The 20,245-nt window shown below is 63.4% G+C and carries 20 protein-coding genes; 7 read left to right on the top strand and 13 right to left on the bottom strand.

Translation table 11 applies throughout. The features are described 5' to 3' along the window. The first annotated feature begins 63 nt into the window (after positions 1–63). Positions 64–402 carry a hypothetical protein gene (locus MHY87_RS16150; RefSeq protein WP_239353515.1) on the top strand — a complete coding sequence of 113 codons (339 nt, stop codon included), beginning with the start codon at positions 64–66 and terminating at the stop codon, positions 400–402. Here MHY87_RS16150 and MHY87_RS16145 read toward each other — a convergent pair. Genes MHY87_RS16145 through MHY87_RS16135 form a run of 3 tightly spaced genes read right to left on the bottom strand, consistent with a single transcriptional unit; the run spans position 399 to position 2,224 of the window. Next, positions 399–917, bottom strand: coding sequence for a DUF2937 family protein (locus MHY87_RS16145; RefSeq protein WP_239353513.1), 519 nt, complete (start codon positions 915–917; stop codon positions 399–401). The two genes, MHY87_RS16150 and MHY87_RS16145, sit on opposite strands and share 4 nt — an antisense overlap. Positions 918–929: 12 nt before the next feature. Further along, positions 930–1,208: a hypothetical protein gene (locus MHY87_RS16140; RefSeq protein ID WP_239353511.1), complete on the bottom strand. Its 279-nt coding sequence runs from the start codon at positions 1,206–1,208 to the stop codon at positions 930–932. A gap of 8 nt (positions 1,209–1,216) precedes the next feature. Continuing rightward, the gene (locus MHY87_RS16135; protein WP_239353509.1) at positions 1,217–2,224 is read right to left on the bottom strand and encodes a WD40 repeat domain-containing protein; all 1,008 of its coding nucleotides are present in this window, start codon (positions 2,222–2,224) and stop codon (positions 1,217–1,219) included. A gap of 161 nt (positions 2,225–2,385) precedes the next feature. Here MHY87_RS16135 and MHY87_RS16130 point away from each other — a divergent pair, with 161 nt between their 5' ends. Beyond that, complete coding sequence (locus MHY87_RS16130) at positions 2,386–2,544, top strand: hypothetical protein (RefSeq protein WP_239353507.1); 159 nt, start codon at positions 2,386–2,388, stop codon at positions 2,542–2,544. Between the two features lie 18 nt (positions 2,545–2,562). Here MHY87_RS16130 and MHY87_RS16125 read toward each other — a convergent pair whose 3' ends face one another. The 6 genes from MHY87_RS16125 to MHY87_RS16100 all read right to left on the bottom strand — a co-directional run bounded on the left by MHY87_RS16125 (position 2,563) and on the right by MHY87_RS16100 (position 8,086). Next, entirely contained in the window at positions 2,563–3,525 is a 963-nt protein-coding gene (locus tag MHY87_RS16125) for a GTP-binding protein (RefSeq protein ID WP_239353505.1), read from the bottom strand. A gap of 154 nt (positions 3,526–3,679) precedes the next feature. Continuing rightward, positions 3,680–4,603, bottom strand: coding sequence for a metal ABC transporter solute-binding protein, Zn/Mn family (locus MHY87_RS16120; protein ID WP_239353503.1), 924 nt, complete (start codon positions 4,601–4,603; stop codon positions 3,680–3,682). A gap of 14 nt (positions 4,604–4,617) precedes the next feature. Continuing rightward, positions 4,618–5,526, bottom strand: coding sequence for a zinc ABC transporter permease AztB (gene aztB, locus MHY87_RS16115; protein ID WP_370644962.1), 909 nt, complete (start codon positions 5,524–5,526; stop codon positions 4,618–4,620). Further along, positions 5,495–6,244 (bottom strand): zinc ABC transporter ATP-binding protein AztA, encoded by a 750-nt coding sequence (gene aztA / locus MHY87_RS16110; RefSeq protein WP_239353501.1) that lies wholly within the window; start codon positions 6,242–6,244, stop codon positions 5,495–5,497. Before aztA ends, aztB begins: the two co-directional genes overlap by 32 nt. A 3-nt stretch (positions 6,245–6,247) precedes the next feature. Continuing rightward, positions 6,248–6,418 carry a hypothetical protein gene (locus MHY87_RS16105; RefSeq protein ID WP_239353499.1) on the bottom strand — a complete coding sequence of 57 codons (171 nt, stop codon included), beginning with the start codon at positions 6,416–6,418 and terminating at the stop codon, positions 6,248–6,250. 90 nt (positions 6,419–6,508) lie between these two features. Beyond that, positions 6,509–8,086 carry a glucan biosynthesis protein gene (locus MHY87_RS16100; protein ID WP_239353497.1) on the bottom strand — a complete coding sequence of 526 codons (1,578 nt, stop codon included), beginning with the start codon at positions 8,084–8,086 and terminating at the stop codon, positions 6,509–6,511. Between the two features lie 161 nt (positions 8,087–8,247). On the opposite strand from MHY87_RS16100, the gene MHY87_RS16095 reads away from it, so the two are divergent. The 3 genes from MHY87_RS16095 (at position 8,248) to MHY87_RS16085 (ending at position 11,971) form a co-directional block, all read left to right on the top strand. Continuing rightward, positions 8,248–9,213, top strand: coding sequence for a TAXI family TRAP transporter solute-binding subunit (locus tag MHY87_RS16095; protein WP_370644960.1), 966 nt, complete (start codon positions 8,248–8,250; stop codon positions 9,211–9,213). A gap of 92 nt (positions 9,214–9,305) precedes the next feature. Further along, entirely contained in the window at positions 9,306–11,606 is a 2,301-nt protein-coding gene (locus tag MHY87_RS16090; protein ID WP_239353495.1) for a TRAP transporter permease, read from the top strand. After that, complete coding sequence (locus MHY87_RS16085; RefSeq protein ID WP_239353493.1) at positions 11,603–11,971, top strand: DUF1850 domain-containing protein; 369 nt, start codon at positions 11,603–11,605, stop codon at positions 11,969–11,971. Before MHY87_RS16090 ends, MHY87_RS16085 begins: the two co-directional genes overlap by 4 nt. Positions 11,972–11,973: 2 nt before the next feature. On the opposite strand, the gene MHY87_RS16080 is transcribed toward MHY87_RS16085, so the two are convergent. Beyond that, the gene (locus tag MHY87_RS16080) at positions 11,974–12,210 is read right to left on the bottom strand and encodes a hypothetical protein (RefSeq protein WP_370644959.1); all 237 of its coding nucleotides are present in this window, start codon (positions 12,208–12,210) and stop codon (positions 11,974–11,976) included. A 238-nt stretch (positions 12,211–12,448) separates the two neighbouring features. Here MHY87_RS16080 and MHY87_RS16075 point away from each other — a divergent pair, with 238 nt between their 5' ends. Then, positions 12,449–14,044, top strand: a complete 1,596-nt coding sequence (locus tag MHY87_RS16075) for a gamma-glutamyltransferase family protein (RefSeq protein WP_239353491.1) — start codon at positions 12,449–12,451, stop codon at positions 14,042–14,044. Here the strand turns inward: MHY87_RS16075 and MHY87_RS16070 are convergent. From MHY87_RS16070 to MHY87_RS16060, 3 genes are all read right to left on the bottom strand, one after another. After that, on the bottom strand, positions 14,041–14,655 hold the full coding sequence (locus MHY87_RS16070; RefSeq protein ID WP_239353489.1) for a YitT family protein: 615 nt from the start codon (positions 14,653–14,655) through the stop codon (positions 14,041–14,043). The two genes, MHY87_RS16075 and MHY87_RS16070, sit on opposite strands and share 4 nt — an antisense overlap. A gap of 115 nt (positions 14,656–14,770) precedes the next feature. Next, entirely contained in the window at positions 14,771–15,793 is a 1,023-nt protein-coding gene (locus tag MHY87_RS16065; protein ID WP_239353487.1) for a nickel/cobalt transporter, read from the bottom strand. Beyond that, positions 15,784–16,425, bottom strand: a complete 642-nt coding sequence (locus MHY87_RS16060) for a DUF1007 family protein (protein WP_239353485.1) — start codon at positions 16,423–16,425, stop codon at positions 15,784–15,786. Before MHY87_RS16060 ends, MHY87_RS16065 begins: the two co-directional genes overlap by 10 nt. 220 nt (positions 16,426–16,645) lie before the next feature. Between MHY87_RS16060 and MHY87_RS16055 the strand changes: the two genes are divergently transcribed. Beyond that, positions 16,646–20,149, top strand: a complete 3,504-nt coding sequence (locus tag MHY87_RS16055) for an indolepyruvate ferredoxin oxidoreductase family protein (RefSeq protein WP_239353483.1) — start codon at positions 16,646–16,648, stop codon at positions 20,147–20,149. Positions 20,150–20,245: the final 96 nt, after the last annotated feature.

The following is a 20,245-nucleotide window of genomic DNA, read 5'->3' as shown; positions in this document are numbered from 1 at the left end:
CCCATGGCCGGTTGCAAAACCGGCCATGTCTCTTTCTGAGTCAGGCGCGAGGGAGCGATCGATATGCCTCATTTCGAGGAATTCTACGCCGACAAGCTGCGCGGCGGTCTTGGGTTGGTCGATGCGGAGGCCGTTCTCGATCTGCGCGGCGCATCCCGCGAGAAGGCTTCCGCTTCTCTTCAGGACATGCTCGAGCGCAGCCGTTTTGCGCAGGCGAAGTCCGTTGCCATACGCCTCGATCCGCCGCCGGAAGGCGGTGGCGAAACGCTCTTCCAGCCCATCGGCAAGGCGCTGCTGGAGGCCAAGAAACGCGGTTGGATCGACAGGTTGCAGACATTGCCCGCCAATGACGGCCTGGGCTTCTACGTAGTGCTTGCAGGAAAGCCGGAGCGTGAGGCTTAAGCCCGCGCGACGGTTCGCGGAGACCGGCGCCGAAAACTGCGTAGGAATCCCGCAAGTAGCAGAATGCCGCCCCATACGATGATGAAGCCGATGGCAGTGGAGAGAAGGCCTTCTTCCGTTACCGGCACGGCCGGCTCGAAATCGCGATAGGCTGCTTCCATCACATCCTGATCGCCGTCACGAACCATCAGCGCGACGCGCGCAAAGGGGCCGGCCTGCATCATCGCTTCGCGGTGAGTCTGCAGGCGGCCGAGACGCTCCACATTGGCCTGCATGGCGATGCCCTGGCGGCTCACGAGATCGTCGGGATTGGTGCGAAGCCGCGCGATGGCATTGCTTTGCGTTTCCCCATTGGCCTGCGCATCCGCATCGAAGCGCGCGATCACGCGCTGCAATTCGTCGATCGCGCCGCCCAGGCGCTGCCGGTACTGCTGGGAATATTCCGGCCCCTGCGAGGCGACGATGCCGCCGAAGAGCCCCAATCCGAAAGCGATGATGCGAACGATCCGTGCCAATCTGCAACCTCCTTAAAGGTCAAGCGCGGCGCGGATATCTTGTTCCGTTACTTCATCCAGAGTCTTTTGCACCTTCAGCGCCCGGGTCTTCTGTCCCGGCTCCATTACCAGGATCACCGTTTCGATGCCGGGGCAGCCGGGGTCGTTGCAGGCGATCTCGTTGACCGCGAAGGCGGTCTCGGGCGAGGCCTGAAGTGCCGCGCGCGCCATGTCCTTCACGCGCTCAACCGCCTCCCGGTCGGGTTTCGGCAGGCCGAACGTGCCTCGTAAAAAAGCGCCGAAGAGAGCCATGGGCGATCTCATGTGGGCAGGGTCAGGATGCCACCCTGGCCGTCCTCGCAGCCGAAGGCGAGGCGCTTGCCGCCCTTGTCCCAGGCCATGGCCGTGACGCCGCTGCCCTTGACGGCGGGACGCACAAGAAGCTCGGAGGCATCGTTGAGGCGGATGAGCAGGATGCAGCCGTCCTCATAAGCCACCGCCAGCACCATGGTGTTGGGGTGGAACGCCACGCGGGTGACCTTGGCAGGCCGCACGCCGCATTCGCGCGGCGCCTTGCCCATGGGGCCTTCCTTCGATTCGAAGGGCCAGATGATGGCCGCTTCCGCGCCGGAGGTGGCAAGCCATTTGCCGTCATGCGACCACGCGAGCGAGCGCGTCTTCGACGGATAGCCGCTCATGCGCATGTGCCCCTTGTCGGGAATGAGCCGCCAGCCGTGCAGCGCGTTCTCCTGCATGGAGGTGACGACAAAGCGCGCATCGGGAGACCAGGTCACGTCGAGATGCGAGCCCTTCCAGTCGAGCATTTCGGGCTTGGCCTCCACGTTCGGAAACCAAAGCGTCGCGCCGTTGTAATGCGAGATCGCGAGACGATAACCCTTGGGCGCGAAGGCAAGCCCGCGCGGGGTGGAGGGCACCTCCAGCATCTTCTCGCGGCCCTTGTCGTCGCGGGCGAAAACGCGCTTGCCGGCGGCATAGGCGAAGGCCCCGCCGGTGCTGAGCGCCAGCGCGTCGATCCATGCGCCCTTGGTTTCAGCGAGAGTCTTCGTGGAACCGTCCGCGCCCGTCACAGCCACGCGGCCGTCATCGCCGCCGGTCACGAAACGCTCGCCGTCGCTCGCGCCGATCAGGATGCCCGCGTCGGGATGGGCCTCCACGCGATGGCTCTCGCCGTCCTTCACCAGCACCACGCCACCGTCGCCCAAGCCGAAGGCGGCGGTGCCCTTCAGCCAGCCGATGGCGGTGACATGCGCACCCGCAGCGACGGGCGCCACGTTCTGGGTCAAGGATGGAGCAGTTCCGTTACTCATCGAAGCGATCCCTTCAAGCTAGGCTTCCCATAGCACGGTTGCAGGGAGGCAAGGCAAGGAGTGGTCAAGAGAGCCCTCGACTCAACGCTACACCCTTTGCGCCATGGCCGCCGTTCAGGGCTGAGCGCATCATGGGATTTTTAAAGAATGGGAGCTGCGGCATGAAGATTTTGAGCACGATTGCTTTCGTCATGACGGCGCTCGGCTCGATGGGCGTTTCCGCGCAGACCATGAGCGGGTTTCGGACCCAAGGAGCCGCTCCCCGTCTAGGAAGCCGCCCGGTCGATGGACCGGACGGCGGGAACGTTTCCGTTGATTGAAATCGGCATGAGCCGCAATTAAGCCGCGCAGGCCAGAAAACCCTCGCGGATCGCCTTCTCGTTCAAGTCTCGGCCGATGAAGACCACTTTCGACGTGTGCTTCTCGCCGGGCTTCCACTCGCCCTGCACGTCGCCGTCGAGGATCATGTGCACGCCCTGGAACACGAAGCGCTTCGGCTCGTTCGGGAAAGCGACGATGCCCTTGCAGCGCAGGATGTTCGGGCCCTCGACCTGGGTGAGGTTCGAGATCCACGGCATGAACTTTTCAGGGTCCACCTCACCATCGATCTTCACGGCGACGGATTGCATCTCCTCGTCGTGATGATGGTGATGGCCTTCCTCCAGGAAGCTGGGCTCGATCTCCATGATGCGGTCGAGATCGAAGGCCTTGCGGTCGAGAACTTCCGAGATCGGGATGGCCGCGTTCTGCGTGCGGTGGATCTTGGCATAAGGGTTGATGGCGCGGATGCGGGCCTCGACCTCTTTCAGTTCGGTCTCGTTCACGAGGTCGATCTTGTTGAGGATGATCACATCGGCGAAGGCGATCTGGTTCTTGGCCTCAGGCGCATCCTTCAGGCGGTCGGAGAGCCACTTGGCATCGGCCACCGTCACCACCGCGTCGAGACGGGCTGCATCGGACACGTCCTGATCCATGAAGAAGGTCTGCGCGACCGGGGCGGGGTCCGCAAGGCCCGTGGTCTCGACGATGATCGCGTCGAACTTGCCCTTGCGCTTCATCAGGCCGTCGAGAATGCGGATCAGGTCGCCGCGCACGGTGCAGCAAATACAGCCGTTGTTCATCTCGAACACTTCCTCGTCGGCGCCGACGACAAGCTCGTTGTCGATGCCGATCTCGCCGAACTCGTTGACGATCACGGCATATTTCTTGCCGTGCGGCTCGGTGAGGATGCGGTTGAGGAGAGTGGTCTTACCGGCGCCGAGATAGCCTGTGAGGACGGTAACGGGGATCTTGTCGGTCATCGGATGGTCCGCAACGTTCATCCTCCTCTTGAGGGGGAGGATCGGCCGGAAGGCCGAGGTGGGGTGGAAACACCAGCTTGGGTGAGGTCGCGTTGCCACCCCACCCCGAAGCGCTTACGCGCTCCGACCCTCCCCCTCAAGGGGAGGGTGGCTTTCAGCTCGACATGGCCGCGCTGAAGGCCCTTATATTGTGTCTCATCATGTCAATGTAAGTGCCAGCGGGGCCGTTCGGCTCGGAAAGGGCGTCGGAATACACCTTCTCGCCGACCTTGGCTCCGGTCTCCTGGGCGATGCGCTCCATGAGGCGGGCATCGGACACGTTTTCCACGAAGACGGCTGAGACCTTCTCGCGCCTGATCTGCTGGATGATCCGGGCGACGTCCTTGGCCGAGGCCTCCGCCTCCGTCGAGACTCCCTGAGGGGCGACGAAGTCGATCCCATAGGCAGCCTCGAAATAGCGGAAGGCGTCGTGCGACGTGATGACCTTGCGGCGATCGGAGGGGATGTTCGCGACAAGGTCCTTCACGTCCGCTTCCAGGGCATCGAGCTTGGCGAGATAGGCGGCGGCATTGGCTTCATAAGCAGCCTTGCCCTCGGCATCCGCTGCGATCAGCGCATCGCGGATATTGGCCACGTAGGTCTTGGCGCTGCCGATGCTCTGCCAGGCATGGGGATCGACGCCGCCGTGGTCGTGATCGTGACCATGACCATGCTCTTCCTCCTTCAAGGTCTTGATGCCCTTGGCGGCTTCGATCCTGGCAGCCTTGGTGCCGGAGGATTTTACGAGGCGGTCGATCCAGCCTTCGAACTTCAGGCCGTTGGTGAAAACGATTTTCGCTTCCGTCAGGCGGCGCGCATCGGCAGGTGTCGGCGCATAGACATGTGCATCGCCGTTCGGTCCGACGAGGGTCGTCAGTTCGATGCGGTCTCCGCCCACATTACGCACGAGATCGCCGAGAATCGAGAAGGTCGCGACGACCTTGAGCTTCTCCGGCGTCTGCGCTGCCGCTGGCATGAGCGAACCGGCAAGCGCGAGCGAGCCCGCGAGCAGGGACAGGGCGGTTCTTCTCGTCAGCATGATGAGATCCTTCTTTAGGCTTCGAGATGTTTGCCCGGCCATGCGAGCCAGAGCACGCCGCCTTCGCGGCCGATCAGCAGCGACGCCACATAGACGATGCCCGCCGAGAGAATGATCGCGGGGCCTGCGGGCAGCTCCGCATGGAACGAGAGCAGCAAGCCCGCGATGCCGGAGACGATGCCGATGAGAACGGAGACGATCATCATCATGGTGATGTCGCTGGTCCAGAACCGCGCGGCTGTTGCAGGCAGCATCATCATGCCCACAGCCAGCAGCGTGCCGAGCGCATGGAAGCCGCCGACGAGGTTCATCACCACGAGGCCGAGGAAGATGAGATGCGTCGGCGTGCCAGAGCGGCTCACGGAACGCAGGAAGATCGGGTCCACGCATTCCAGAACGAGCGGACGATAGAGCGCAGCCAACGCGAGAACGGTGAGCGTCGAGATGGAGGCAAGAAGCAGTAGCGTGTTATCGTCGAGCGCCAGCACCGTACCGAAGAGTACGTGCAGCAGATCGACGTTCGAGCCGCGCAAGGACACGATGGTGACGCCGAGAGCGAGCGACAGCAGGTAGAAAGCTGCAAGCGACGCATCTTCCTTTAGAGACGTGAAGCGCGAGACGAGGCCTGCCGCCATGGCGACGATGACGCCCGCTGCCAATCCGCCGAAGGTCATGGCTGGCAGCGACAAGCCTGCAAGCAGATAACCGATGGCCGCGCCGGGCAGAATGGCATGCGCCATCGCATCGCCCGTAAGGCTCATGCGGCGCAGCATCAGGAACACGCCGACGGGTCCGCCGCCGAGCGCAATCGCGATCACGCCCACGAGAGCGCGCTGCATGAACTCGAATTCGGAGAAGGGTGAGTAGAGAAGGTCGAGCACGGATCGGTCTTTATGCGGCGCTGCGCTGGCAGACATGCGCATGAGGGTCATGCGCCTCGACCATGCGGCGGGCTTTGAGGAGATTGTCGGCGCTCAGCACGTCGAGCGTGTCGCCCCAGGCCACGGGCTCGCGGGCGATGAGCAGGGTCTTTGGAAACACGCGCTTGACCATGTCGAGATCGTGCAGCACCGCGACGACCGTGCGCTTCTCCGCATGCCAGCGGCGCACGAGATCGAGCAGGTCGGCGGTGGTCTTGGCGTCGATGGCGGTAAACGGTTCGTCGAGCAGGATCACCGGCGCGTCCTGCAGGAGCAGGCGCGCGAAGAGCGCGCGCTGCATCTGCCCGCCGGAGAGGGTCGAGATGGGGCGGCGCTCGAAGCCGATGAGACCGACTGCCGCCAGCGCCGCCTCGATCTTCGTGCGGTCCTTCGCCGAGATGCCGCCGAAGAGGCCCGAGCGGGACCAGAGGCCCATGGCCACGAGATCGTAGACGGAAAGCGGAAAGGACCGGTCGATTTCCGCCACCTGCGGCAGATAGGCGATCTCGGAGGAGGGGCCGTTCAGCCGGATCTGGCCTTCGAGCGGCTTCAGCGTGCCGACGACGCCCTTGAGCAGGGTCGACTTGCCTGCGCCGTTGGGGCCGACGACGGCCATGAGGCTGCCCGAGGGAATGTCTCCATGAAGGTGATGCACGGCGGGCCTGCGGCCATAGCCGAGGGTCACTTCATCGAAACGGATGGCGGCGGAGGCTGCGTCCATGGCTCACCCCATGACCTTGAGAACCATCAGCCACAGGGCCGCCAGCACCACCGAGGCGCCCACTAGGCGCTGCCAGACCGAGAGGCGCAGCAGCGAGAAGGTGGGGGCGGCGGCAAGAGGCCTGTGCTCGTGACCATGCTGATGGCCGTGTGAATGGCTGTGGCTATGCGACATGCCCTAACACATAGACCGGAATGGCGGCCATTTCCAGGGGGTATAGTATTTTATACTCCCCTGTTAATATCTTAGTTTACAACAGAAATCCTAGAATGCCGGATGGTACTGATAGAGCCAGGTCTCGCTCAACACTTCGTCCCCGTTGCGCAGGTAGCATCGCATCTCCACCGGCTCGGTGCCGGTGACCGTGAGGTCGAACTGGGTCCGCCAATGGCCGGGCACATTGTTGGGCACGGCCTCGGTGAGGATGTTCGTGAACTCGCCGCGCGAGGCGGAAAGGACCGGCTTGGGGATCACGCCGTTGGGGAGCTTAGTGAGCGGCTCGCCGATGAACTCCACCATGAACTTGCGCACGCCCTTGGGCCGGGCCGTGCCGGCCTGGCCGCCATTGCCGAAGCGGGTGGCGATGACGCGGGCGAGCGGGGTCGGGTAGGGCTCGTCCGCCGACCAATGCATCCGGTAGCGCAGGTTCAGCGCCTGGCCGGCACGGGCGGGGTCGGCCGGCACCCACATGGCCACGATGTTGTCGTGGATCTCGTCGTCGGTAGGGATTTCCACGAGCTGGATGGAGCCCTTGCCCCATGTGCCCTGCGGCTCGATCCAGAGCGAGGGACGGCGGTCGTAATAGACGCCGTCGAGGTAATGGTCGAAGTTGCGGTCGCGCTGGAGCAGGCCGAACCCGCGCGGGTTCTCGTCGCCGAAGGCCGAGGTGATGATGCGCGGCGGGTTGTTGAGCGGGCGCCAGATGCGCTCTCCCGCGCCGGTCCACATGGCAAGGCCGTCGGAATCGTGGATCTCCGGGCGCCAGTCGATGGCGGTGGTCTTGGACTTCTCCGAGTACCAGTACATGGAGGTCAGAGGCGCGAGGCCCAACCGCGCGATGTCCTTGCGCAGGTAAAGCGCGGTGTCGATGTCCATGATCACGGCGGCGGCGCGCTGCATCACGAACTTGTAGGCTCCCGCCACGCTCGGCCCGTCGAGCAGCGCGTAGACCGTGACCGTGTCGGAGCCGGGCTTCGGCGTCTCGAAATAGACGTGGGTGAAGTCGGGGAATTCCTCGTTCTGCCCATGCACGGCCACATCGATGGCGAGGCCGCGGGCCGAGAGGCCGTATTGGTAAAGCTCGCCGATGGCGCGGAAATAGGACGCGCCGAGGAAGGCCACCCAGTCGTTCTTGCGCCAGTCGAGCTTGCCGTTGCGGGCTTCCTGGAAGCGGAAGCCGGCGAAGCCCGTATTGTCGGGGAGCTTTCGGGCCGGCGAATCCGCCGGCATGTCGAAATACTCGGTGTCGTAGATGATCTCGCGGGCCTGGCCGTTCTCGACCACATGCATGCGCACCGGCTTCTGGAAGAAGCGGCCCATGTGGAAGAACGTGACCGGGAACTCGCTGGGGCCGTTGGCCCAGAGCGCCAGATCGGTCTTGAACCGGATCTTCCCGTGGGCGTCGTAGTCGATCTGATAGAGAATCTCCGGCGAGGGGCTCATCGGAGCCACATAGGCCGAGCGGGCCATGGTTTCCGCCTGCTTCTTCAGATCGTCGAAGGAGAATGGGCTTTCCGCTCCCATTTTCAGGCCTTGCTGCGCCAGAGCCTGGCTCGAAAAGCCTTGGGCGGCCAAGGTGGCCGTGGCGGTTGCGGTTTGAAGGAACTGACGGCGATTGAGCATGGGAGAAACGAACTTGTGATCCGGAGAGAGACTGACCCCTACCGACCAAGGTGGCAGGATTAAGTCCCTCTTAGCCTCTTGAGAAAACTTCGTCAGCAGCCAAAACTAGGCTCACACACAGGCAGTGTAACAATACTGCCGAATTTAAGGGAGTACGCCTAATGCAGAAATCCATCATGCGCCGCCTCATGGGGGCCGCCACCGCCCTGGCCATTGCGGGCGCAAGCGTCCCGGCCCAGGCGCAGGACTTCATCAACGTCCTGACCGGCGGCACCTCCGGCGTGTATTACCCGCTGGGCGTCGCTCTCTCGAAGGTGTTCACCGAAAAGGTCCAGGGCTCGCGTCCTTCCGTCCAGGCCACCAAGGCTTCTGTTGAGAACCTCACGCTGCTGCAGCAGGGCAAGGGCGAGATCGGCTTCACCCTCGGTGATAGCTTGGCCATGGCTTGGGCGGGCGACGAGGAGGCCGGCTTCAAGGCCAAGCAGGACAAGCTGCGCGGCATCACCGCCATCTATCCCAACTACATCCAGATCGTCGCGACCAAGGAATCCGGCATCAAGTCGCTCGCTGACCTGAAGGGCAAGCGCCTCTCCGTCGGCGCGCCGAAATCCGGCACCGAGCTCAACGCCCGCGCGATCCTCCAAGGCGCAGGCCTCACCTACAAGGATCTCGGCAAGGTCGAGTATCTGCCCTTCGGCGAATCCGTCGAGCTCATGAAGAACCGCCAGCTTGATGCGACCCTGCAATCGGCAGGCCTCGGCGTGTCCTCAATCCGCGATCTCGCCACCTCCGTGCCGATCGTCGTCGTGGAAATCCCTGCCGCCGTCGTGGACAAGGTCGGCACGCCCTATGTGAAGGTCACGATCCCGGCAAACACCTATGAAGGCCAGAGCGCGCCCGTGCAGACGGCTGCCGTGGTGAACTACCTCGTCACCCATTCCGGCATGAAGGACGAGACGGTCTACCAGATGACGAAGGCGATCTACGAGAGCCTGCCCGATCTCGCCGCCGCGCATGCCGCCGCCAAGGACATCAAGCTCGAGAGCGCGCTCTCCGGCATGCCGGTGCCGATGCATCCGGGCGCCCAGCGCTACTTCGACGAAAAGGGCGTGAAGAAGGGCTCCTAAACCCTTTGGCCGATTTACATTCCAGCCGGGGCAGTGAACCTGCTCCGGCTTTTTAATGACAAGAACAATAAATTTTCAGGAGACGCGGCGCGATGAGCCAGAGTGCGAACACATCCGAACTCGCCCAGATGGAAGCACCTGCCGAGAGCGTGAATCCGGAGCATGGCTTGCCGGAGAGCTTCGGCGAAGGTTTCTGGGGCAAGCTGCTGTTCTGGATCGCGGTGTCGTTCTCAACCTTCCAGATCATCACGTCTTTCGGCATTCCGCTCGATCAGCCGTTCTTCCTCGGCGTGAGCCTGTTCCAGATCTTCTATGTCGTCATGGCGGCCTGGGCCGCATGGCTGGCCTCCCTTGCCGTACGGCGGCGCGGCCTCATCGACGGGCTTCTCGGCTGGATCGCGATCGCGGTTGCCTTCGGACTCGTGCTCTGGTTCGGCGGCAGCGTGCCGAGCCAGGTCGTGCGCGCCATGCATGTCGGCTTTCTGTGCCTCGTCGCGGGCGCGATGGTTGCCAATCACCGCTCAGGTTCCTCAGTCATGCATCTCATGGGATGGCTCGTGGGCTTCGTGGGCTTCGCCGTCGGCCTTTATCAATGGGCGTTCTACAACGATCTCGTGATCCGCGCCGGCGATATGACGACGGGCGATCTCATCTCCGGCATCGCGGCGCTCGTGGTTCTGTTCTATCTGGTCTGGCGCGTGATGGGCATTGCGCTTCCCATCGTGGCGGGCCTGTTCCTCGCCTATTGCCTGTTCGGCCATTATCTGCCCGCGCCGCTCGATCATCGCGGCTATTCGCTCGATCAGGTCATCGAGCACATGGCTTTTGGCACGGAAGGCATCTACGGCACGCCGACCCTGGTGTCGGCGACCTACATCTTCCTGTTCATCCTGTTCGGCGCCTTCATGGAGAAGGCGGGCGTCATCGATTTCTTCAACGATATCTCGATGGCCGTGTTCGGCGACAAGCAGGGCGGGCCGGGCAAGGTCTGCGTGGCGTCCTCCGCGCTCATGGGCACCGTTTCGGGCTCGGGTGTTGCGAATGTGGTCGCCTCGGGACAATTCACAATCCCGCTGATGAAGCGCTTCGGTTTTCCGTCCGCTTTCGCAGGTGGCGTGGAAGCGACATCGTCCATGGGTGGGCAGATCATGCCGCCGGTCATGGGCGCAGTCGCCTTCATCATGGCCGAGACCATCGACGTGCCGTATTCTGAGATCGTGAAAGCGGCGATCATTCCGGCGCTTCTCTACTTCGCATCCTGCTATCTCGCAGTGCATCTCGAAGCCGGAAAACGCCACCTGCGCGGCCTGCCGAAATCCGAGCTGCCGAATGCGTGGACCGAGCTGAAGACGAAGTGGTTCCTCATCGCGCCGCTCGGCGTTCTCGTCTACCTGCTCTTCGCAGGCTATACGCCGCTCTTCGCCGGCGCGGTCGGCCTGTCGCTGACGGTGGCGCTCATTCTCGGCACGGCCATCGTGACCGGTCTCGGCACGCCCGCCCTGCGCGTTGCGTTCTGGATCGGCCTCGCTCTCGTCTCGGCTTATTCGCTTGCATCGAGCGTGACGCTCGTTGTGCTCGTCGTCGCCGCTTTGTCCCTGTGGAATGCGTTTTCCGGTCGCGGCCGCCTGACGCTTCAGGCCTGCGTCGATGCCATGGCGGATGGTGCGCGTCAGGCGCTGCCGGTGGGCCTCGCCTGCGCGGTCGTCGGCATCGTGATCGGCACGATGACGCTGACGGGTCTCGGCACTATTGTCGGCACATGGATGATCTCCATCGGCAAGGACAACATTTTTGCAGCCCTCGTGCTGACGATGATCTTCAGCCTGATCCTCGGCATGGGTATTCCGACGATTCCGAACTACATCATCACCTCGTCACTGGCGGCACCCATCCTGCTGCAGCTCGATGTGCCGCTCATCGTCTCGCACATGTTCGTGTTCTATTTCGGCATCATGGCGGATCTCACGCCGCCGGTGGCGCTTGCGGCATTCGCTGCGGCTCCGATGGCGAAGGAATCGGGGCTCAAGATCGGCGTGCAGGCCGTGAAGATCGCGCTGCCGGGCTTCGTCGTGCCCTACATGGCCGTATACGATCCGAACCTGATGCTGCAGCCCGTGCCGGGTCTCGAGGGCGCGGGCTATTGGCTGGCCGTGGTCTACATCGTGTTCAAGGCGACGCTCGCCATGGCGCTATGGGGAATGGCAGCCATCGGCTTCTTCCTGAAGCCTCTGGCATGGTGGGAACGGCTCTGGGCAACGGTCGCTGCTGCCTTGCTCGTCGCCGCGATCCCGATCACCGATGAAATCGGCTTCGTGCTCTCAGCGCTGTTTGTCGGGTACCATATCTGGAAAACCCGCAAGGCCTCGGCGCCGCTCACGCCCGCGCATTCATGATCTGTCTCGTCGCAGGCAAGGTCGTCGCGCCGCTGATGGTGAGTGCGATGACCCTTGCCTGGACGCATTCGGTCGAAAAGATCGCTTGGGAAGAGGATTGGCGCGCCACGCCCGCGGGGCTCGAACTCGTCGAGGCGCGGGTGAAGGGTTCGGGTGCAGGCATGGAGCCGCCGCCGGAGGCACGGCTCGTCAACGGATCTTACGTGTGGAGGCCGAAGGTGCCGCCTCAGGCCGAAGTGGTCATGCGCCGCTCGGGCGCGACGGCGGATTGGCGGGTCTGCATGGACGGGCAATGCCGCCCGATGGAGGCCTATGTGCCGGCGGATGCCGACCCTGTCGTGATGAGGGTGTGTAAGAGCCCGTGAGCTTATTCGGCCAGGGGCTCGGTGGCGACGCAGCGGCGCCAGAGGTTCACTAGGAAGTAGATGGCGAGCAGGCTGAACAGGCCCATGAGCACATAGCCCACGATATGGCCCAGCTCGAACAGACCCGCGATGGCCCAGCCGGCGGAGATCGCCACGCCGAAGACCTCCGCACCGACCAGAATCATGATGCTGATCACGGTGATGAGGTTGCGCCAGTTGGTGCTTTTCGCCTGAGCCACGGGTTCGTACTCCTTAATCACGCCGAAGGGACTACCCTAAACGCCCCCTCCCGTGCAAGGTTTGTGCGTCTTCTATCATGACGCAGTTCACCCTTGTGTCATCCCCGGCGGCCCTTTAGGGCCGGGAAGGGGATCCATAGCGCCGAGCGTGCGGGTGGATTCCCTTCCCCTTCGCTGCGCTCCGGCCGGGAATGACACGGGCGGCTGGCTTGTGATGCGTTATCCTAGGTTCCTACCAATGCCCGAGACCCCCGTTTTCTCGACCGCCGCCGTCGCGGCTCCCCATATGGCAGCCGCCGAGACCGGCCAGACGATCCTGGCCGCGGGCGGCAATGCCGTGGAGGCCATGGTCGCCATGGCGGCCACCATCGCCGTGGTTTATCCCCACATGAACGGTCTCGGCGGCGACGGGTTCTGGCTGGTGCGGGAGCCCAAGGGCCGGGTCCATGCCCTTGACGCTTCAGGGCCTGCCGGGTCGCTCGCTACCATCAAGCGCTACCGGGACAAAGAATATGAGAGCATCCCGCCGCGCGGGCCCGATGCGGCGGTGACCGTCGCCGGTGCGGTGAGCGGATGGGGGCTGGCGCTGAAACTCGCCAAGGCGCTCGGCGGACAATTACCCCGTGACATGCTGCTCACCGATGCCATCCGTCTTGCCCGCGAAGGCTACAGGATCGGCGCATCCGAAGGGCGTTATGGCCTGCTGGAGCGGGAGGCGCTCTTTGCGGCTCCTGGCTTCGCTGACGCCTTCCTGGTCGACGGTAAGCTGCAACCGGCCGGCGAGACACGGCGCGCTCCCAAGCTCGCGGAGACGCTGGAGCAATTGGCCCATGCAGGCTTCGCCGATTTCTATCGCGGCGATGTGGGGCGCGAGATCGCAGCCGACCTGGAGCGCATCGGAAGCCCGATCACGCGCAAGGACATCGAGACCTATCAGGCGCGCGTGGTGAAGCCGCTTTCCGTGGAGCTGAAGCACTCGACCGTTTACAACATGCCGCCGCCGAGCCAGGGACTCGCCGCGCTGCTGATGCTCGGCCTGTTTCATCGGCTCGATGTGAAGCATGGCGAGACGCCGGAGCATCATCACGCCCTCATCGAGGCGGGAAAACGCGCTTTCGCGATCCGCGACAAGGTGGTCGCCGATCCGCGTGAGCTGACGCCCGAGCCTGCATCGTTCCTCACGCGCGACGTGTTCGAGAAGGAAGCGGCGATGATCGACATGCGCCGCGCCGCACCTTATCCGCCGCGCCCTGCCGATGGCGACACGATCTGGATGGGCTGCATCGACAAGGATGGGTTGGCCGTGTCCTACATCCAGTCGGTCTATTGGGCCTTCGGCTCGGGCTGCGTGCTGCCGTCGACCGGCATCCATTGGCACAACAGGGGCTTTGCGTTCTCGCTCGATCCGAAGAGCATGCGCGCGCTGGAGCCGGGCAAGAAGCCGTTTCACACGCTCAATCCGGGACTTGGGGTGTTCAACGATGGGCGCGTGCTCTCCTACGGCACCATGGGCGGCGAGCCGCAGCCGCAGATCCTGGGACAAATCTTTACGCGCTACGCGGATTTCGGCATGAGTATTGCAGATGCGGTGGACGCGCCGCGCTGGACGTTCGGCAAGAGCTGGAAGGCGCCATCAGCAACGTTGAAGGTGGAGGATCGCTTCGATCCGAGTTTGCTGCGCGTGCTTTCAAGCTATGGCCATCCGGTCGAGGAGATGGGTAAGCCTTATGCGGATTCTATGGGCCATGCAGGCATGCTCGTGAAGCATCCGCGCAATGGCCGCGTGGAGGCGGTGCACGATCCGCGTTCGGACGGCGGATCGCTCGGGCTTTAGCTGACGCCCATGTAACGTCCGGGACGGTGATTGGTTGCGAGGATCAGGTTGAGCACGGCGGTGCCGACGAGCGAGAGCGCGACCTTCGATGGTTCGATCACGAAGAGCGACGAGAGAAGGATCACCGCATCGATGGTGAGTTGCACATACCCCGCGCGGATGCCGTATCGCTCCTGCGCGTACAGCGCGAGGATGTTGACGCCGCCGAGGCTCGTGCGGTGCCGGAAGAGAACGAGCAGGCCCACGCCCATCAGCACGCCGCCCATGATCGCCGCATAGATCGGGTTGAGGTTGTCGATGCTGATCCAGGAAGGCGTGAGCTTCGAGAGATAGGATACCAGAAGCACGGCGAGGAAGGTGCGTACCGTGAGCTTCCAGCCCATGCGCAGAATCGAAAGCGCGTAGAAGGGCAGGTTGATGGCGAAAAACAGCGTGCCGAAATCGAGCTGCGTTGCGTATTGCAGCAGCAGCGCCAATCCTGCCGTGCCGCCGGTCAGGAGCGTCGCTTTCGTGTAGAGCGTCACGCCGAGCGCAACCATCAGCGTGCCGGTGAACCCTGCGAAGATGTCTTCGTAAAGACGATGCGCGCTTGCGGATGATGTGGTGGACACGCCCTGGCCCCTGTGTCTGAAGGCCGGAGCTATAGCGAGCGCTTTCCCGTGTCGCAACGCATGCAAATGAAGGGCCGCGTCGGCAGCTTTGCGCTTGGCGCAACCCTCAAGCAGGTCAGAGACCCTGGCTCCAGAGGCCGATGAGCAGGCTTGCACCCAGCACCAGCACGAAGGCGGCAGCAAGCAGTTCGAGGCTCGCGATGGCAATCGCGCCAGTCGCGCCGCGTCCGCCCGCCAGCTTCAAGGCGAGTGTCTTCGCAAAAACGGCAATGGCCGCGATGGCGCTGGTGGTGAGCGCCGTGCCAAGAGCCATGGCGAAGGTGGCGGCGATGCCCGCCGCGAAGAGGCCTTGTGCCAGGGAGAAGACGAGCACGATCAGCGCGCCCGCGCAGGGGCGGATGCCGGCGGCAATCGCCACGCCCGCCATGTCGCGGAAGCGCGTGAGGCGGTTGACCTCCTCAGGCGGCGGCAGATGCACGTGATCGCAGCTTGCTTCCGGCACATTGCTCAACGGGTTCTTCGCGAGCGCCAGCACGCCCAGCACCTTGCCGCTCTTGCGCCAGGTAATCGCGAGGCCGAGCAGGGCGACGGCGATGAAGCTCACAAGCTCCACGTTCATGGCGAGCTTGTTCATGGTGGAGGCCGTGGCACGCAGCACGAGGCTCACTGTGCCGACGATGAGAATGGCAACCAGCGCCTGCACGAAAGCGGCTGCGAAGCTTAAGGTGAAGGCTTTGCGCAGGGCCTTTTCGTCCGCCACCAGATAGGCCGAGATCACGCCCTTGCCGTGTCCCGGTCCGGCGGCGTGGAAAACGCCATAGGCGAAGCCGACGAACAGGAGCGAGCCCCAGGCCGCGCCACTCTCTTTCAGAGCGCGCACGCTGCCCTGAAGGCTGGTGTAGAAACCGGATTGGATGGAGAGAAGCCAAGCGCCGAAATTCCCGGAAGGAGCGGCCTCCCGGATTCCCATGCCGAAGGGGCTGCGGGGAGCGGGCGCACCGACAGGGCCGATCCAGAGGGCGAGCAGACCCATGGCGGTGGCCATGAAGGCGACGGCGAGAGCCGCCAGGCCGAGCCTCTGCCAGAACCGCGCCGGACTGGAGGCAGGGGAGGCAAGCGGAGCGGAGGTCACGGACATGCGATGATCGCCCGGTTGGAATATTCCATGGTGAAGTTCGCGCCGGATTCCTGAATGGCGCCTTCGTCTTGCAGGATCTGCTGCATGGCCGCATCGAGCGGCTTGGCCTTAGCGATATTGGTCACGCAGCCCTGGGGCGCGTTGGCGAGCGTCACGGCGGCTTTGTCCACGAGGCTGAAATAGACGAAGAAGCTGTTGTCATCGATCTCGATGGCCATGGGGCCGGTGACCGAGGTGGGTGCCTTCAGGGGCAGAAGGAAGGACATGGCGACCTTCTTGTCGTCCATGACCATCCGGGCCTCGCGGGGTGTATCGAAGGCTTGTGCCTTACCGAACACCTTCAGGGTCGTGAAATACTCGAAATCGGCGAGTCCGGCGGCGTTCTCGTCCGCCAGCTCCTGCAATTCCTCAGAGGTCAGCTTGCCGTCGCTGTTCTTGTCGAGGCCTTGGGTGACATAGGCCGTATAGGCCTCGTCGAAGGTCCAGTTGTGGCGGATGCCCGTCACTTTCCCGTCCGCGAAGACCACCTCCGCCTTGGCCGTAATCCACACATGGGGATGGGCTGCAGCAGGCAGGCTGAACCCTGTCAGCAAGGAGGCGAGGCAAAGGGTGAGACCGAGACGGCTGTTCATGCGTTGACTTCAAAAGCTGCGCTTCCAAGCGGTTACGGAAGCCGGAACGATAGGTCTAGAGGCTTTATGGTTAATGGAGGCGAAACAAAGGCTCGTACCTTAGAATCGCTCGATTGACGCGGTCGGGCACTTATGTCAGCATTGCTGACGTAAATACAAAAAACCAAGAAGAACCGGGAAAAACCGGCGGGCGGGGCAGAGGGCTCCAAGGAGGAACGGCATGGCCGAAGGTCATGTGGCGCTTCGCAGCGTTACGCTCGACGACAAGTACGATCTCACCAAGGATCACGTTTTCATTACCGGCACCCAGGCCGTCATCCGCATGCTGCTGATGCAGCGCGAGCGGGACAGGCTGGCGGGCCTCAACACGGCCGGGTTCGTTTCCGGCTATCGCGGCTCGCCCATCGGCGGCCTGGACCAGAACCTCTGGCGGGCCAAGAAGTGGCTTGAGCCTTCCAACATCGTCTTCCAGCCCGGCCTCAACGAGGAGCTGGCGGCGACCGCCGTCTGGGGCTCGCAGCAGGCCGAGATTCGCGGCGACGGCAAGTATGACGGCGTGTTCGGCCTCTGGTACGGCAAGGGGCCGGGCGTCGACCGCTCCGGCGACGTGTTCCGCCACGCCAACATGGCCGGTTCCTCCAAGCATGGCGGCGTGCTTGCCCTCATGGGCGACGACCACACGGCGGAATCCTCCACCGTCGCGCACCAATCCGAATTCCACTTCGTCGACGTGATGATCCCGATCCTGAACCCAGCGGGCGTGCAGGAGATTCTCGATTACGGCCTCTACGGCTACGCCATGAGCCGCTTCTGCGGCACCTGGGTGGCGTTCAAATGCGTGAAGGACAACATCGAGTCCACCGCCTCCGTGGATGGCTCTCTGGACCGCGTGAAGATCGTCATGCCCGACGACTTCATCATGCCGCCCGGCGGCCTCAACATCCGCAACCGCGACGGCGTGCTCGATCAGGAAGCGCGCCTTCAGGACTACAAGCGCGACGCGATGCTGGCGTTTGTCCGCGCCAACAACCTCAACCGCATCGTGCTCTCTGGCGGGCGCAATCCGAAGATCGGCATCATCACCGTCGGCAAGTCCTATCTCGACGTGCGCCAAGCCCTCGACGAGCTTGGCCTCGACGAGGTGAAGGCGAACGACATGGGCCTTCGCCTCTACAAGGTGGCCTGCCCTTGGCCGCTCTCGCAGCGCGAGCTTTTGGAATTCGCGCAAGGGCTCGACAAGGTCATCGTCGTTGAGGAGAAGCGCTCACTGATCGAAGTGCAGCTGCGCGAGGAGCTTTACGGCACCGCCAACCAGCCGCTCTGCATCGGCAAGAAGGACGAGGGCGGCAACTGGCTCTTCCCCGTGAAAGGCGCGCTCGATCCCAACGACATCGCCATCGTCATCGGCGAACGCCTTCTGCAGTATCACAACAACGACGATTTGCGTGGCCGCGTGGCGCGGTTGCATAATGCGCAGGAAGTGCTCAAGCTCACCAACGATGTGGCGACCCGCGTGCCGCATTTCTGCTCCGGCTGCCCGCACAACTCGTCCACCAAGGTGCCGGAAGGCATGCGCGCCTATGCGGGCATCGGCTGCCATTACATGGTGCAGTGGATGGACCGCTCCACGGACGGCTTCACGCAGATGGGCGGCGAGGGCGCGAACTGGATTGGCGAGTCGTCCTTCTCCAAGCGCGGCCACGTATTCCAGAATCTCGGTGATGGCACCTACAACCATTCCGGCATTTTGGCGCTGCGCTGGTCTGTCGATACCAAGACCAACGTCACCTACAAGATCCTCTTCAACGATGCGGTCGCCATGACGGGCGGCCAGCCACATGAGGGTAAGCTCACCGTCGACATGATCGCGCGGCAGGTGCGCGAGGAAGGCGTGGAGCGCATTGCTCTCGTCACCGACGAACCGCACAAGTATCCCAAGACGATCCGTTGGCCGTCCGGCATGACGATCCATCATCGCGACGAGCTGGATGCGGTGCAGCGAGATCTGGCGGAAATTCCTGGCGTGACGGTGATGATCTACGATCAGACCTGCGCTTCCGAGAAGCGCCGCCGCCGCAAGCGCGGCGAGTTCCCGGATCCGGACAAGCGCGTCATCATCAACGATCTCGTCTGCGAAGCCTGCGGCGATTGCTCCGTGCAGTCGAACTGTGTCGCCGTGCAGCCGGTTCAGACCGAGTTCGGCCGCAAGCGCCAGATCGACCAGTCGAACTGCAACAAGGACTTCTCCTGCGTGAAGGGCTTCTGCCCCTCCTTCGTCACGGTGCATGGCGCCAAGGTGAAGAAGGCCGTGCCGGAAACCGCCTCCACGGACGGCATGACCTTCAAGCCATTGCCCGATCCGGCGATCCCCGCCATCGACCGCACCTTCAACGTGATCATCACGGGCGTGGGCGGCACGGGTGTCGTCACCATCGGCGCGATTCTCGGCATGGCGGCGCATCTCGAAGGCAAGGGCATGGGCATGATCGACATGGCCGGCCTCGCGCAAAAGGGCGGTGCGGTCTACAGCCACGTGCGTCTTGCCAACCGTCAGGAAGACATCCATGCCATCCGTGTGAGCGCGGAATCGGCGCATCTGGTGCTCGGTTGCGATCTCGTGGTGACGGGCACGAAGAAGGTGCTCGCATCCGTGAAGCAGGGACAGACCGCGCTCGTGGTGAACACGGCGGAGGTCATGCCCGGCGAGTTCACGCGCAATGCCGATTTCTCTCTCCCCACCGAGCGCCTGAAGCGGACGATCAAGGGCGCAGCAGGCGAGAACGGTGTGGCCTTCGTCGATGCGACGGCGATTGCCACCGCGCTCCTCGGCAATTCTATTGCGGCGAACATGTTCATGCTGGGCTATGCCTATCAGATTGGCAGCGTGCCGCTCTCATCTGCTGCCATCGAGAAGGCTATCGAGCTCAACGGCGAAGCGGTGAAGATGAACCTCTCCGCCTTCACCTGGGGGCGCCGCGCGGCGGCTGAGCCTGGTGTCATCGCGGCCATGATGAACGCGCTGAAGGCGCCCAACGACGAGCTGAAGATTTCCGAAACGCTGGACGAGGTGATCGACCGGCGCGTGGAATTCCTCAGCGCCTATCAGAACAAGCGCTACGGTCAGCGTTATCGCGCCCAGGTGCAGCGCGTGCGCGAGGCGGAAGCAAATGTGGTTCCGGGTTCGACCGCGCTCACCGATGCGGTGGCGCGTTCGCTCTTCAAGCTCATGGCTTACAAGGATGAGTACGAGGTGGCCCGTCTCTACACGGACGGACATTTCGAGCGTCAGGTTGCGTCTACCTTCGAGGGTGAGAACCTGCGCTACGAGTTCCACCTCGCGCCGCCGATGCTCGCCAAGAAGGATCCTGTCACCGGCGTTCCGAAGAAGATGAGCTTCGGTCCGTGGATGATGAAGGCCTTCCGCGTTCTCGCGAAGTTCAAAGCTCTACGGGGCACGCCGCTCGACGTGTTCGGCTACACGCACGAGCGCCGCACCGAGCGCGAGCTCATTCGAGAATTCGAGGGGCGGATCGGCGAGATCGTGGCAAAGCTCAATGCGGACAATCACGCGGTTGCCGTAGGGCTTGCCAACATCCCGCAGAAGATCCGCGGCTTCGGCCACATCAAGGAACGGAACCTGGAGGTTGCCAAGAAGGAAGAGGCGGATCTCCTCGCCAAGTTCCGCGCCGAGCAGCAACCGACGCTGCCGATTGCGGCGGAGTAACTCTCAAGAAAGCGTCATCCCGGACGGCGTAAGCCGATCCGGGATCGTCTTCAGAATAAGGCGCTTTAATCGTCTTGCGATCCCGGATCGCGGCTT

It is taken from the genome of Microvirga sp. ACRRW (genome assembly GCF_022346925.1).
Lineage (GTDB): Bacteria > Pseudomonadota > Alphaproteobacteria > Rhizobiales > Beijerinckiaceae > Microvirga.
The sequence above is the reverse complement of the archived record's forward strand: the minus strand, read 5'-3'. Positions and strand labels throughout refer to the sequence as shown.

Bases quoted from the DNA above. Each gene is read 5' to 3' on its own strand.
- MHY87_RS16150 (WP_239353515.1), top strand. From the start codon at position 64: ATGCCTCATTTCGAGGAATTCTACGCCGACAAGCTGCGCGGCGGTCTT.
- MHY87_RS16140 (WP_239353511.1), bottom strand. From the start codon at position 1,208: ATGGCTCTCTTCGGCGCTTTTTTACGAGGCACGTTCGGCCTGCCGAAA.
- MHY87_RS16135 (WP_239353509.1), bottom strand. From the start codon at position 2,224: ATGAGTAACGGAACTGCTCCATCCTTGACCCAGAACGTGGCGCCCGTC.
- MHY87_RS16130 (WP_239353507.1), top strand. From the start codon at position 2,386: ATGAAGATTTTGAGCACGATTGCTTTCGTCATGACGGCGCTCGGCTCG.
- MHY87_RS16125 (WP_239353505.1), bottom strand. From the start codon at position 3,525: ATGACCGACAAGATCCCCGTTACCGTCCTCACAGGCTATCTCGGCGCC.
- MHY87_RS16120 (WP_239353503.1), bottom strand. From the start codon at position 4,603: ATGCTGACGAGAAGAACCGCCCTGTCCCTGCTCGCGGGCTCGCTCGCG.
- aztB (WP_370644962.1), bottom strand. From the start codon at position 5,526: ATGCGCATGTCTGCCAGCGCAGCGCCGCATAAAGACCGATCCGTGCTC.
- aztA (WP_239353501.1), bottom strand. From the start codon at position 6,244: ATGGACGCAGCCTCCGCCGCCATCCGTTTCGATGAAGTGACCCTCGGC.
- MHY87_RS16105 (WP_239353499.1), bottom strand. From the start codon at position 6,418: ATGTCGCATAGCCACAGCCATTCACACGGCCATCAGCATGGTCACGAG.
- MHY87_RS16100 (WP_239353497.1), bottom strand. From the start codon at position 8,086: ATGCTCAATCGCCGTCAGTTCCTTCAAACCGCAACCGCCACGGCCACC.
- MHY87_RS16095 (WP_370644960.1), top strand. From the start codon at position 8,248: ATGCAGAAATCCATCATGCGCCGCCTCATGGGGGCCGCCACCGCCCTG.
- MHY87_RS16090 (WP_239353495.1), top strand. From the start codon at position 9,306: ATGAGCCAGAGTGCGAACACATCCGAACTCGCCCAGATGGAAGCACCT.
- MHY87_RS16085 (WP_239353493.1), top strand. From the start codon at position 11,603: ATGATCTGTCTCGTCGCAGGCAAGGTCGTCGCGCCGCTGATGGTGAGT.
- MHY87_RS16075 (WP_239353491.1), top strand. From the start codon at position 12,449: ATGCCCGAGACCCCCGTTTTCTCGACCGCCGCCGTCGCGGCTCCCCAT.
- MHY87_RS16065 (WP_239353487.1), bottom strand. From the start codon at position 15,793: ATGTCCGTGACCTCCGCTCCGCTTGCCTCCCCTGCCTCCAGTCCGGCG.
- MHY87_RS16060 (WP_239353485.1), bottom strand. From the start codon at position 16,425: ATGAACAGCCGTCTCGGTCTCACCCTTTGCCTCGCCTCCTTGCTGACA.
- MHY87_RS16055 (WP_239353483.1), top strand. From the start codon at position 16,646: ATGGCCGAAGGTCATGTGGCGCTTCGCAGCGTTACGCTCGACGACAAG.